This window comes from Novosphingobium sp. Sphag1I (assembly GCF_056279125.1).
The window spans coordinates 71,929-84,428 of the sequence record NZ_JBWBQS010000019.1 but is presented as its reverse complement, the minus strand read 5'-3'; the positions used below and the strand labels follow the sequence as shown (position 1 = coordinate 84,428).

At 59.3% G+C, this 12,500-nt stretch carries 12 protein-coding genes; 5 read left to right on the top strand and 7 right to left on the bottom strand.

From position 1 onward, the window contains the following. Positions 1 to 180 (top strand): FAD-binding protein (locus ACZ9HU_RS18915; RefSeq protein WP_476107269.1); only part of this gene is annotated, 180 nt, incomplete at its 5' end. A 347-nt stretch (positions 181 to 527) separates the two neighbouring features. Here the strand turns inward: ACZ9HU_RS18915 and ACZ9HU_RS18910 are convergent. Then, a complete protein-coding gene (locus ACZ9HU_RS18910) occupies positions 528 to 1,412 on the bottom strand; it encodes a YihY/virulence factor BrkB family protein (protein WP_476107266.1) in 885 nt (294 codons plus the stop codon). A gap of 7 nt (positions 1,413 to 1,419) precedes the next feature. Next, positions 1,420 to 3,129, bottom strand: a complete 1,710-nt coding sequence (locus ACZ9HU_RS18905; RefSeq protein ID WP_476107264.1) for an FAD/NAD(P)-binding protein — start codon at positions 3,127 to 3,129, stop codon at positions 1,420 to 1,422. Between the two features lie 95 nt (positions 3,130 to 3,224). Here ACZ9HU_RS18905 and ACZ9HU_RS18900 point away from each other — a divergent pair, with 95 nt between their 5' ends. The 3 genes from ACZ9HU_RS18900 (at position 3,225) to ACZ9HU_RS18890 (ending at position 4,842) form a co-directional block, all read left to right on the top strand. Next, positions 3,225 to 3,695 (top strand): hypothetical protein, encoded by a 471-nt coding sequence (locus ACZ9HU_RS18900; protein ID WP_476107263.1) that lies wholly within the window; start codon positions 3,225 to 3,227, stop codon positions 3,693 to 3,695. Between the two features lie 118 nt (positions 3,696 to 3,813). Then, the gene (locus ACZ9HU_RS18895; RefSeq protein ID WP_476107262.1) at positions 3,814 to 4,149 is read left to right on the top strand and encodes a hypothetical protein; all 336 of its coding nucleotides are present in this window, start codon (positions 3,814 to 3,816) and stop codon (positions 4,147 to 4,149) included. 57 nt (positions 4,150 to 4,206) lie between these two features. Continuing rightward, on the top strand, positions 4,207 to 4,842 hold the full coding sequence (locus ACZ9HU_RS18890; RefSeq protein WP_476107261.1) for a hypothetical protein: 636 nt from the start codon (positions 4,207 to 4,209) through the stop codon (positions 4,840 to 4,842). 62 nt (positions 4,843 to 4,904) lie between these two features. Here the strand turns inward: ACZ9HU_RS18890 and ACZ9HU_RS18885 are convergent, their stop codons facing one another. From ACZ9HU_RS18885 to ACZ9HU_RS18870, 4 genes are all read right to left on the bottom strand, one after another. Next, on the bottom strand, positions 4,905 to 6,116 hold the full coding sequence (locus ACZ9HU_RS18885; protein WP_476107259.1) for a multidrug effflux MFS transporter: 1,212 nt from the start codon (positions 6,114 to 6,116) through the stop codon (positions 4,905 to 4,907). A gap of 160 nt (positions 6,117 to 6,276) precedes the next feature. Further along, complete coding sequence (locus ACZ9HU_RS18880; RefSeq protein ID WP_476107258.1) at positions 6,277 to 7,281, bottom strand: GGDEF domain-containing protein; 1,005 nt, start codon at positions 7,279 to 7,281, stop codon at positions 6,277 to 6,279. Between the two features lie 81 nt (positions 7,282 to 7,362). Then, positions 7,363 to 7,857 carry a heme-degrading domain-containing protein gene (locus ACZ9HU_RS18875; RefSeq protein WP_476107256.1) on the bottom strand — a complete coding sequence of 165 codons (495 nt, stop codon included), beginning with the start codon at positions 7,855 to 7,857 and terminating at the stop codon, positions 7,363 to 7,365. Positions 7,858 to 7,982: 125 nt separating this feature from the next. Further along, complete coding sequence (locus ACZ9HU_RS18870; protein WP_476107252.1) at positions 7,983 to 9,011, bottom strand: Rieske 2Fe-2S domain-containing protein; 1,029 nt, start codon at positions 9,009 to 9,011, stop codon at positions 7,983 to 7,985. A 130-nt stretch (positions 9,012 to 9,141) separates the two neighbouring features. Between ACZ9HU_RS18870 and ACZ9HU_RS18865 the strand changes: the two genes are divergently transcribed. Next, positions 9,142 to 10,080, top strand: a complete 939-nt coding sequence (locus ACZ9HU_RS18865) for a LysR family transcriptional regulator (RefSeq protein WP_476107250.1) — start codon at positions 9,142 to 9,144, stop codon at positions 10,078 to 10,080. Between the two features lie 37 nt (positions 10,081 to 10,117). On the opposite strand, the gene ACZ9HU_RS18860 is transcribed toward ACZ9HU_RS18865, so the two are convergent. Then, positions 10,118 to 12,439: a TonB-dependent receptor gene (locus ACZ9HU_RS18860; RefSeq protein ID WP_476107249.1), complete on the bottom strand. Its 2,322-nt coding sequence runs from the start codon at positions 12,437 to 12,439 to the stop codon at positions 10,118 to 10,120. Between the last annotated feature and the right edge of the window lie 61 nt (positions 12,440 to 12,500).

The following is a 12,500-nucleotide window of genomic DNA, read 5'->3' as shown; positions in this document are numbered from 1 at the left end:
CCCGAAGTCTATGTCGCGGTCGGCATCAGCGGCGCGATCCAGCACTTGGCCGGCATGAAGGACAGCAAGACCATCATCGCCATCAACAAGGACGAGGACGCGCCGATCTTTCAGGTGGCCGATATCGGATTGGTCGCGGACCTGTTCAACGCCGTGCCTGAACTGACGGGGAAGCTGTAAGCCATTTGACCGAAATTTGGTATAATCAGCCGCGAGGAGTCGGACGGACCTAAAGCGCAGAAGGTTCAACGAAGAGCAGACCATTGGGATCTTGAAGGAGCAGGAGGCAGGGGTGGCATGACGCCCAACGACAAGAAGTTGCGTTGCATTTACCGTGAGGAAGAATTGCGCTTGCTTCGTCGTGGCGGCAGGACGACAACTACGTCGGTCACACTCGAAACTGGGCGGCCACCCAAATATCGCCAGCCATCAGATCGTGTGGATCAGTGACGAGCGAAGCAAACATTGCAGCGCGATGAATTTGGCGCGACGAAGGGCGCTGAACGTGCCGACACAAACCAATGTGTTCAAGCCTTGACGCTGTCGAGTTCCGCGCCAAAAAGCAGCGCGTAAACCGACAGATAGAACCACGTCAGTAGCACGATGGGCGCGCTGAGCGAGCCGTAGGTGACGCCGTAATGGCCGATATGGGTCGTATAGGCGCCAAATCCTATGGACAGCAGCAGCCAGCAAAAGGCAGTGAACAACGAGCCGGAAGTAAACAGCCGCCAATGCGCGCCCTTGCGCGCCGGGCCAAAGCGATAGAGCGTGGCCGAGGCGATGATCGCGCCAAAGGCAAAGGCGGCATAGGCGCAGACCTTGCCCCAGAAGGTCGGCCCGGCGGCAACATCGGGGGGGATGTTTTGAAGCTGGCGTAAAATGCTGACGCTCAGGATCGCGCCGGAGATGACCAGACCCGCGACCGCCGTCATCCCGGCAATCAGCAGGTTAAGATGGATAAAGCCGCGCTCCTCCTTGACCTCAAACGCGACATTGAGCGCGCCGATCAGCGCCCCAATGCCATTGCGCGCGCCAAACAGGGTGACGGCCAAGGCGCTGACAAGCCCCATGCCTTTAAGGCCGTCGGATGTTTGGAGCACTTCAAACATTTGGGCCGTGATAAAGCCCGCCGCGTCGCGCGGCATGAAAATGGTCAGCGTGTCCATATTGCGCATCAGATCACCCGGATCGGCAATCAGGCCATAGGTCAGCACCACCGCGCCCAGCAATGGAACCAAGGCCAGAAAGGCGTAAAAGGCGACCCCGGCGGCAACAAGGCCGATATTGTCCTCATCGGCCTCCTTCACGCCCCGTTTGATCAAGGCATAGCGCGCATAGATCGGCCGGAAAGCATTGCCCAACAGGCTGCGGAAAAAGCCATAGGCCCGCGCGCGAAACATGGTGATGGTCATTTGGCCCTCAACGCGAACGAAGGATGGGCAACATCTTGTCCCCCTGAAAGATCAATGTGGTCAGATCCATCCATGCCAGAGCATCCAATGTCTTTTGCCGCAGATCGGGGGCCGCTTCGCGAAGACCGTTCTGGATCGCATCGACGCAGGATTGCGCCATGGCCGCGCTCTCGGTCAGACCCTGAATGAAGGGATGGCGCCGCAACAGAAAGGGCAGGCACAAGGCATGGACACGGGACAGCGCCTGATCGGTCTGGTCCAGCATGAAGCCCTGAGTGGGAATGATGCCGTCGTCCCAATCGCGATGCTGGGCATTGGCCTGCGAACAAAGTTGGAGGCGCAACGAGGGGAAAGGCAAATGATTGATGCCCAACGCGGGTTGACCGCGCGCATCGATCACATCGTCAAATTCCTCGACCTTGCCGTCGATGACAAAGCTCCAGCGGTCTTGCGCGGTCTGGTTGTCCCAATGATCGACGCTGATCTGATGCACCGAAAGATAGCCCGCATCATGCAAGGCCAGCATCCGTTCGACCGAAAGATGCGGCACGGCGGCATAATTGTCGACGAAACAGCGCTTTAACCCGCGAACAAAGCGGTCGAGATCATGGGCGGAAAGTTGCGGCACAATCTGCGCGAAAATGCTGTGCGCCTGCAACAGAGCGTAGCGCCAGGGGCTGGCTTGGCGCATTTCGTGGCTGGTGCGGGCTTCGGCCAGATTAGCGCGGGCGTGATCAAAAGGATCACACGCCATGCGGGCGGCGAAATAGCGGTCGGCGAAATTGTCCGGCGTGGCCGAGGATAGATCGATACTTTGCGCATAATCGGGATCGGCCTGCATCAGTTCGGCCGAAAACAGGGCAAAGATGCGGTCCAGATCGCCATCTCTGCCTTGGGCAAGCGGTTCAATCGCGGCAAGGTTGAAGATGGGCATGGCCTCATTGTGTGCCGGAACCCAGAAATCCGCTTCGGGCAGGATGGCGCGGCGCGAGAGGAAACTGATATGCCATGGCGAGGGCGCGCTGTAGGTCAGGCCATCGTCCGCGCTTTCAAAGGCTCCTCGACGCATGGCGATTTCCACGGCGGCGTCAATGGCGCTGAGCGAGCTGCCCAAAACCGCGATCCGGTCGCCGGCAATGTCCTGTGCGACCTCGCCAGCCAAAGGCTTGGCCTTGTCCGCCTGACCATAGCCTGATGCGATGATGACCTTGTCGAAACTCGCCTCATGCGATTGGCCATTTTGGTTCCATGTGACGGTGACGCGGTCGGGCAAGGCGGCAATGTCGCGCACATCGGCATGGGTGTGCATGGTGATCCGGCCGTCCGATCCATCATGGTCCAGCAGGATGGCCAATTGGTCGGCATAATATTGGCCCAAGGCCCGCCGCGGGAAAAAGGCGCGATCATCGCCTGCGGATTGCGCAATGCCCAATTCATGCATCCGCACCAGATCCTGTCGCAAGGCCCATTGGTTGAGCGTTTCGCAAACCGGCGGCAATTCAAACCCGGCAATATTGGCCAACAAATTCTCGCCATTATGCTCATGGCTGAACGGAATGCCCGGCCCGCCCTGATCGCCCGCCTCAAACAGGGTGATGCGATGCGCAGCGCCCGCCTTTTGAAAGGCGTTGAGCAGATAGACCGCCGTTGGACCAGCCCCGACAATGGCGATGGAAAGGCTGGCTGTGCGTTGCGTGGATGGAGAAAATGTCGTCATGATGATCTGGGAATGCCTGCCGCATCCCGCAGTTCCGTGAACTTATTATTGGCTTTTGGGCGGAACCATCGCGGACCTCGGTCCTTGGCCTGAATATGGACACATTATACCTGATCGAAATTGGCGGCATTCGTGATGATTGCCTGTTTGAACTGCATTCGGTGCATGCACTGATCGCGCGGGACGATGCCGATTTGGTGGCGCAATGCCGCGATCGATTTTCCGCCGTGTATGGCGCACCGCACATCGATGGCTGGATCGCTTTGGATCTTGCCGCCGATGGGGGCGACGATGCAAATCCCGCCAAGGCATTTTTCCTTGTCGAATTGGGCCGCAACAGTGCGGCCAAAATCCGCGAGGAGCATGACTATGCCTTTATCAGCGCGGCGGACGGGCGCGAAGCCTTGACCATAGCACGGACGCAGAGGCCGGGGTGGCATATTGACACTGTGCTGGATCTGGATCGACTGGCCCGCCGGATGGGGCGCGGGCTCTATCGCGCCGATGATCGCGGCGAACCCATCCCCCGGTTTGCCTCGCGCTATATTCGGCTCGACCGGCTTTAGGCACAGGTTGCTCAATCCGTCGCGCGGGGGCCGTCAATTCACCGCAATGGTCAATGCGGGCATGAAACATTCCCGAATTTGGCAGGTTTTCATAGCCATAATCAAGGAGATGGACATCATGCAAAATTTGAAACAGATCGCCCTTGCCTCGGTCCTGGCCCTTGGCGTTACGGGCGGGGCGCAGGCGGCAACCCCGCAAAAGCCCGCGCCCAATGCGGAGGCAAACACCAATGTTGCGCTCAAGTCGCCAGAGGTCATTCCTTATGGGAATCTGGCCCGCAGCAAGAACTCCTTCACGCGGGATCAGGCCGTCGAGCGCTTTACCAAGGCCGGTTACAGCCGCATCGCCACGCCGATGCTGGACAAGGACGGGCTTTGGCAGGCGACTGCGGTGAAGAATGACCGTCTGGTCCGCATCGCGCTCGACTTTCGCGGCAATCTGGCCGTCCGTTAAGGGCTGATGGCGCCGACCATTCCCCAAAATCGACAACAATAAGAAGAGGATTTTTTGATGAGCAAGATCATCACCCGTCTTTATGACAATTTCGCCCAGGCCGAGCGTACGGTCCTGTCCCTCAAGGCGATCGGCATTGATGAAAGCGACATCAGCATCGTTTCCAGCCATCACCCCCAAGACCCCGCCCCGGCGCCGGTGCGTGAGCCCAAGGATATGACGGCATCGCAGGCGGCCGGCGCGGATGCGGCGGCGGGCGGTTCGATTGGCGGCTTGCTCGGCGCAGGCGGCGGCGCGTTGACGGGGCTTGGCCTTGTGGCGGTGCCCGGGCTGGGGCCTGTGGTGGCGGCCGGTTGGCTGGCCGCAACCGCGCTGGGCGCGGTTGTTGGCGGCGCGGTCGGGGCCAGCGCTGGCGGCATTGTCGGCGCCCTGTCCAATTCCGGCGTCAGCGAGGAAGAGGCCGAAGTCTATGCCGAGGCCGTCCGTCGCGGTTCGACCTTGATAAGCGTCAAGGTATCGGACAGCGACATTGTCGCGGTGGAACGTGAATTGGCCAAATCCGATTACGTGAATGTTTCGGAACGGCGGGCTGACTATCTGGCGCGTGGGTGGACCCGATTTGATGTCGGCGCCCGTCCCTATACGCCCGAAGAAATCGCCGCCGAGCGTGAACGACGTTTTGAGCGGACCTGATCCGGCCCGATGACAAAGCCCCCCCGATGACCTGTGCGGTCGTCGGGGGGCGTTATGCCGTTTCAGCGTGCAATCAGCCCCTTGGGCCGGCCAATGCCGCGCAGGGCAAAGAAGGCCAGAACATGCGCGCCAAAGATGACCAAGGCCATCGGGCGCGGCGTGCCATCGTGGAATGCCCCGGCCACCGCCGCGCCTATCGCCCCGCCGCCAAACTGGAAAAAGCCTACCAGCGCCGAAATCGAACCGGCCCGCTGTGGATCGCTGCTCAACGCCCCGGCAATGGCGTTGGGTTGGGTAAAGCCGATCATGCCCACCATGAAAAAGAGCGGAACGGTAATACCCAGCAATCCGCCCATGCCTGTTGCGGCGTCGATCAACAGCATGGATGATGCCGCGATACTGCCCACATTGGCGGCGCGCAGGATGGGGTTGTAACCCAGCCGCGCCAGCAGCCGGCGATTGATCCAGTTGGTTGTGACAAGGCCCGCCCCATTAAGAGCAATCACCCAGCCATAGGTTTGAGGCGAGAGGTGAAAGCCGGAAACCAGCACTTCGGGCGAAATGGCCAGATAGGTCAGCAGGCCCATATGAGAAAAGCCGGCCGCCAAAGCATAGGCCATGACCTGTCGTTCACCCAGAATGGCGCGATAGGCCGCCAGAGGCGATTCCGAGCGTGCCTGTGCCGCCGTTTCGGCCGACCGTGTTTCGGGCAGGCCCCAGAATGTCGCCAGTCCGACCAGCGCGCCAAACCCGGTCAGCAGCCAGAAGATGGCCCGCCATGATCCCAGCAACAGGATCCAGCTGCCGATGAGCGGAGCAATGATCGGGGCAATGCTCATGACCAGAAGAAGGAGAGAGAATACCTGCGCGCTTTGTTGCGGAGTGAAACGGTCGCGCACGGTCGCGCGCGACACGACAAGGCCCGCGCAGCCGCCAAAGGCCTGAATAAAGCGCGCCGCCACCAGCACCGGGATCGATGGGGCAAGCGCCGCACAGGCCCCCGCCGCCACATAGAGTGCAAGGCCAAAAAGCAGCGGCCCACGTCGCCCAATACGGTCCGACAATGGCCCATGCACCAATTGCCCCAGACAAAGTCCGGCAAAAAAGGCCGCCACCGTCAGTGATGCCTGCGCCGCATCCCCATGCAGATCGCGCGCCATGACGGGCAGCGCGGGCAGATACATATCGATGGACAAAGGCGCAAAAGCGCTAAGCCCAGCCAGCACCATCAGCAGGCCAGCGGGCACATGCAGCGGCTTTTCCGCCGCGCTCATGCCGCCGCCCCACCAATCGGTTCGTGGTTCGACGGACGGGGGAGGAGGAGGGGCATCGGCTTTCCTTCATCGGAACCAGCAGGCCTCGAAATTTGCGTGCCTGTTCCTCTGCCTTTGCCATAGGGATTGTGGATTTAGAAGCCGAAGCGGGCGTTTGGGGTCATTTGAAATGACCACCGGCAATAAGCGGATTGTTATAATGGATGGCGTTTCTGTCCGGTTTGCCGGTGATGACCACGCCGCGCCCTGCGGTTTTTGCGGCATAGAGCGCCTCATCCGCGATGGTGAACAATGCGTCGGCGTCATAGCGATAAGGATCACGAGCCAGCGCGATGCCCGCCGATGCGCCAAAACTCAGAAAATGGCCACGCCAGATAGTCGGGCGGCCCAAATCGGCCAGCAATTGCGCCACTTTTTGCTGCAACTCCGCATTTGACAGACCGGGCGAGGGAAGCACCGCAAATTCATCGCCGCCAATCCGTGCCACCATAGGCGCATCGGCAAAGACCGAGGCGATCCGCTGTGCAGCAACCCGCAGGCAGGCATCGCCTGCTGCATGGCCATATTGGTCATTGATCTGTTTGAAATTGTCGAGATCGATCAGGATCAGCCCGCCAATCGGGGCCAGACTGGGCTGGGCCATGGGGGCGTTGAGAAAACGTTCCTCATAGATTGCCCGGTTTGACAGGCCGGTCAGACCGTCTCGTTCGGCCATCTGGCGCAAGGCATCCCAGCGCTCCTTTTCCTCGGTAATATCCTGTTTCAGGCCGAATAATTGGGTGGTGCGGCCATTGTCTTTCAAAATGTCGGTCTTAAGGCGCATCCACCGCCTTTGCCCATCAGGGCGGATGATCTGGGCCTCCATGGAAAACGGTCGGGCGTTGGCAATGGCCTTTGCGCGCAGGCGTTCCATCACATCGCGCGATTCCTCTTCATACAGGGCGACGACATCGCGTCGGTCGATCCGCTGATCCGGCGACAGGCCGAATATGTCGTAAACCCCTGATGTCCAGCTCAAGGCATTATCGGCCAATTGACAGGACCAGACACCCACGCCCGCCAGAGCCGCAGCCCGTGCGAAAAGAGCATTGGCGTCAACACGAGGATCGGGACCGCCCCGATTACCCAAGACTTGCTCGCTGGATACGTCGATTCGCTGTATCATTGCCACGAAGGCTACGTGGCAAAACCTAATATCCTGTAATTTTGGTAAGGAATTGGGCGTCTTTGCGAATGATGCGAACCATCATGTATGCGCATCGCCCGCTTGGTCATTCTGCCATGCCTGTAAGGCGCTCAGTGCGTCGAGCACCATGTTGTGATCATCCCATTGGGGCAGGCCCGACACGGCCACGGTCCCGATCATCCCGACATCCGCCACGCGGATCGGGACGGCGCCGCCCGCTGCGGCATAGGTTTGGTGGTCAAGGCCAAAGCGTTCAAACATGCCGTCGTCTGCGGCAAACTTTTGGTTCATGACATAGCTGGAAAGTTGATAGCGCCAGGCAACCGCCACCTTGCGCTTGATCCAGCCCAGATTGTCCGCAGTCGCCCCGGCCAGAAGCATGCTGAACAAGGTGGTCTGTCCCACAGTAATTTCGACGGCGATGGGGGCCTGTGCCTTGTGCCCGGCATTTCGCAAAAAGCACCCGAGCCACCAAGCATCATCGGGCGTGAACCGGCGCAGTATCAGGCGGGTTTCACGCTGGATAAGACCGTCAAGATCAGGATTGGAAACCATGAAAGAGGTGCCTTTATTGGATTTACCAATCGCATCATGGTGAAATTTCCGCCCAACGACAATCGGTAAGCCCATTGGTAAGCGAGGAAATTTTGCCAGCATTGCCGGCAAAGATCAGCCGCAGGCTATTCCTGATCGCGTGAAAAACATCGGGCAATGAATTGACGCGTGTGACGCCCGCCAACGTCGCTGGCAATATCGACAAAGGGCAGGTCGGGCATATCGATCAGGCGCGCCTGTTGCAATTCCAGCACTTCCATATCTTCGGCAAAGGTGCGGGCGGTCTGTTCGAACACGATTTCGGGAATGTTGTCGGTCAGGATATTGGTGGCCATGGACCAGAAATAGTGCGTCGAGGTTTCGGTTTCCGGGGTGATGCCGTGAAAGCCATACATCGACAGGCCATGGCCGCGCCACCCGTCATAGGCGCCGGTGTTGGCGTCACATGCCCCGGTATGGATGCGGATGAAAACGGGTTCGAACTCGATCTCCTGCCAACGGTCGACCTTACCGGTAAATCCGGCCGCGGCGACATAGGTGGGCGGAGGATCGGAATCGGGCATATGGCGGCTGACGCGCACGCCATTAGGCAGTTTTTCCGATTGGGTCTTGGTGCGGAAATGCAGATCTGGATCGCCGCCAATCGTATGGGCGTGAATATAGGGCAGGTGTGACAGGTCCATCAGATTGTCGACCAGCAATTGCCAGTTACCCGCAACATGGAAATAAGAACTGCGCCATGCCAGTTTCGGATCGGTATGCACCGGATAGTCCGGAACAAGGGCTTCATCTGCCTTGGTTTCATCGCCCATCCAGATCCACAAAAGCCCCTGTCGTTCGATAAATGGATAGGCGCGAACGCGGGCAACATCAGGGATTTTATCCTGTGCGGGAATGCGTGTGCATCGGCCGTCCCCGCCATATTCCATTCCGTGATAGGGACACCGGATAGCGTCGCCCACAACCGGACCTGCGGACAGGGCCATGGCGCGATGGGCGCAACGGTCGTCCATGGCATAGGCTTTGCCCGCTTCACTGCGCCACAGCACGATGGGACGGTTCAGGAATTTGCGCGCGATACGATCACCCGGCGCCAGATCGGCAGACCATCCCGCAACATACCACTGGTTATATAGAAAGGCGGGTTTGGTCATGTCGTTGGCCCTCTCGATTGCGCGGCCATTTTCAGGCCCATGTTATGGCCCGGCTTATAGACGGCACTGGCTTAATCCGTCAGAGTGAATAGAATAATCATCTTGATCAGTTTTACGGATTACATTGCCCATGGACTATCGCCGCTTCGACCTGAACCTTTTGGTGGTGCTGGACGCTTTGCTGGATGAGGGCGGGGTCCATGCCACCGCCCGCCGTTTGGGAATGAGCCAGCCCAATGTCAGCTTTGCCTTGTCCAAATTACGGGCACAGTTTGGTGATCAATTGCTGGTGCGTGACGGGGCAGGGATGCGGCCCACAGCCTTTGGCGCCGCTTTGCGCGAACCAGTGCGCAGGGTGCTGCATGGGGTGGAGCACGAAATTCTGGCAGGACGCCAGTTCGATCCGGCGACAGCGTCACGCCGCTTTGCTATTTCGACTTCCGACATTGGCGAATTGGTCTTTCTGCCGCGTCTGATGCAGGAATTGGAACAATGCGCGCCGCATGTCACGCTGGAATGCCTCTCGCTGCGCCCGGCCGATCTGGCGCGCGCTATGGGCGAGGGGGCAGTGGATTTGGCTTTGGGCTACTTCCCTGATCTGGGCGAAGGACCATACATGACGCAAAAGCTGTTTGATCACCCCTTTACCTGCATCGTGAGGGCGGGGCACCCGGCGTTGAGCGCGCCTTGGACGGAGGATGCCTTCCTTGCGCTGGGCCACATTGTCGTTTCGCAAAGCGGGCGCAGTCAGGAATTGTTCGAGGCACAATTAATGGGGATGGGTTTGGCGCGTCGCATCGCCTTGCGTTCCCCCCATTTCATGAGCGTGCCTTTGCTGGTCGCCGGATCGGATTTGATCAGCACCGTTCCCAAAGCGGTAGGGGCGATTTTTGCCCGTATGGCGCCGCTGCGGCTGATTGATCCGCCTTTCGGTGCGCCGCTGATCAATATTCAGCAATATTGGCATTTGCGGGTACAGGATGATCCGGGCGTTGTATGGTTGCGTACGCTGATCGCGCGCCTGTTTCTGGGCCGCGATCCGACGCCGCCCGGCCCCGATCAGGTTTAGGCCGCGCCCTTCCTTTCGGAAAAGCGCGGCCCGGACATCAGAAGTTGAAGCCCAATTGCACCCCGATCGTGCGGAAAGAATTGAGGCCGTAGCGCTGTTGGTAGGTGGCGATCCCGGCATTGGCATCACCCGATTCCAGCCCGATTGACACAGGCACGCGTTGGTCCGTGCAATTTCGGCAGAAGACAGATGCGCGCCAGTTGTTGCCCTTGGCGCCCAGGCTGGCCCCAAGATTGTTGGCCGCGCCAAACGTGGTGCCCGCTGCTGGCTGTACCGTGTAGAGTACGGAGGAACGGTGATAGAAATTCACGTCGATGAAGGGACGAATGTCACCATCGCCGTTGAATTCATACATCGCGTCGATCGATCCGGTGAAGGAAGGCGCCAGAATGGCCCGGCGTCCCGCAGCATTGAACGTGTTGCAGCCCTGACCCGGTGCGCATTGGGCGCCGGCAAAATCGCCATATTTGGAATCAAGGAATGTGGCATTGCCCGTAAGGGTCAGGCCATGGAGCGGACGCGCCGTTACCGACAATTCCACCCCCTTGGACTTGAGCGTGGCGGCATTCTGCGTCGTGAACGAGGAGGTCGTCAGGTCAAAAGACTGAACCTGATAATTGGTGAACTTGGATTGGAACGCCGACAGGTTGACGACAAGGCGACGCTGGAACCAGCTCGATTTGACGCCGATTTCAATGTTGTTGTTGGTTTCCGGGCGCACGACCAGCGAAGCGCCGGCCTTGCTGGCGTTATTGTTAAAGCCCGGTCCCTTATAGCCGCGACCAAAAGTGGCATAGGCCATAAGATCGCGGGTAAAATTATACTGCGCGCCCAGCTTGTAACTGAAATTGGTGTTTGAATAGCGTTCGTTATAGCCCGCGACGGAAATGCCGAAGGGCACGAAATAGCGCTGTTGGTTCTGGGTCAGGGCGATCGACACAATATCGCGCGTGACGCGCGCGCCGGCGATCAACTGAAATGCGTCGGTGACCTTATAGGTCAACTGACCAAAGGCGGCGAGGCTGTCGTTATTCTGGCGAACCAGACGGTCAAAGCCCAGGAAATAGGCATTGCTGACCGAGCAGGTGGGCGGGAACGCGCCCGAAACGGCGGTTGCCCCGACGCAGAACGGATAATTGGGCAAGAGGAACGAAGGGAAATAATTGTTCCCCGCGATCTGGGCCTTCTCATTCAGGCGTGAGTGGAAAACATAAAGGCCCGCCTGACCGCTCAACTTGTTGCCGCTGGGCAGGGCGATGCGCAATTCATTGCTGAACTGGTTAAAGCTGCTGGTCGTGCGGTTGATGTCCGCGCCATTGGAGGCGGTGCCGTCAATGTCGATCTGCTGGCTCAGCGTATAGCCTTTCCATGCGGCGATATTGCTGATTTCAAGGCCATTATCCAGCGTATAGGTAGCCTTGGCCTGAACGCCGCTGCGGTTGATATCGCGATAGCGGCCATTGTTGCCGGCCGAGGCCAGATTGCCCGGGGCGGCGACAATGCCCGAAGCGGCCAGGGGCGCTGCATTCAGGCTGCCCGCGCCGAGTTGACGATAGGTCGTGTCAAACAGGCCCAGAACCCCGCGATCCTGTCCATGATCACCCGAAATCATCAGCGAGAATTTGTCGCTCGGCTGGATCAGCAACGCGGCGCGCAGGCCAAAGCGGCGTTGGTCCAATTCGTTGCGAACCCCGGGATTGGTGGCACCAACAGCTTGGACCAGCGGCGTCTGATAATCCTTGTAAGCGCTGAAACGAAGCGCGGCGATGGGGCCGAGCGGCAGGTTCACCCCGCCGCGCGCGATGATGCCATACGAGTCATTGGCCGCCGTCGGTCGGCTGTCCAGTTCAAGGTCGAAATTGCCACTGGTCTGGCCCAGCTTGGGCTTGATCGTGCTGACATTAAGCAGGCCCGCCGAAGCGTTGCGGCCGAAGAGAAGGCCTTGCGGACCGTTCAGGACTTCGACCTGTGCAATGTCGAAAAAGGGATAGATCAGGGCGGCATTGGTCAGATTGACCTCGTCCTGAGCAAAGGCCACGCTCGATTCGATGGAGTTCGAGAAGGCCGAAGTGCCCACGCCACGGACGGCAAAATTGTTATCCGTGCCTGCCTGAAGGCTGGGCGCGGCCAGCGCGATCTGGGCCAGATCGTTCAATCCGCGCGACTTGAGCGTGTCGGATGAAACGGCGGTCACGCTGACGGGAACATTTTGCAGACGTTCGGGACGGCGTTGAGCGGTGACGATAATTTCGCCCAGAGCATCGGGTGACGCGGGGTTGGTTTGGGCCAACGCGGCGGTCGAAATTGACAGGCCGATGACGGCAAAGCTGGCGGTTGCCAGCATATGGCGAGCTTTCACAGTGTCCTCCCTTACGGATCTATCCTTGGCCCCGCAGGTATGGGGCAACAAACATTCAGTC

Bases quoted from the DNA above. Each gene is read 5' to 3' on its own strand.
- ACZ9HU_RS18905 (WP_476107264.1), bottom strand. From the start codon at position 3,129: ATGACGACATTTTCTCCATCCACGCAACGCACAGCCAGCCTTTCCATC.
- ACZ9HU_RS18885 (WP_476107259.1), bottom strand. From the start codon at position 6,116: ATGAGCGCGGCGGAAAAGCCGCTGCATGTGCCCGCTGGCCTGCTGATG.
- ACZ9HU_RS18875 (WP_476107256.1), bottom strand. From the start codon at position 7,857: ATGGTTTCCAATCCTGATCTTGACGGTCTTATCCAGCGTGAAACCCGC.
- ACZ9HU_RS18900 (WP_476107263.1), top strand. From the start codon at position 3,225: ATGGACACATTATACCTGATCGAAATTGGCGGCATTCGTGATGATTGC.
- ACZ9HU_RS18870 (WP_476107252.1), bottom strand. From the start codon at position 9,011: ATGACCAAACCCGCCTTTCTATATAACCAGTGGTATGTTGCGGGATGG.
- ACZ9HU_RS18865 (WP_476107250.1), top strand. From the start codon at position 9,142: ATGGACTATCGCCGCTTCGACCTGAACCTTTTGGTGGTGCTGGACGCT.
- ACZ9HU_RS18880 (WP_476107258.1), bottom strand. From the start codon at position 7,281: ATGATACAGCGAATCGACGTATCCAGCGAGCAAGTCTTGGGTAATCGG.
- ACZ9HU_RS18890 (WP_476107261.1), top strand. From the start codon at position 4,207: ATGAGCAAGATCATCACCCGTCTTTATGACAATTTCGCCCAGGCCGAG.
- ACZ9HU_RS18895 (WP_476107262.1), top strand. From the start codon at position 3,814: ATGCAAAATTTGAAACAGATCGCCCTTGCCTCGGTCCTGGCCCTTGGC.
- ACZ9HU_RS18910 (WP_476107266.1), bottom strand. From the start codon at position 1,412: ATGACCATCACCATGTTTCGCGCGCGGGCCTATGGCTTTTTCCGCAGC.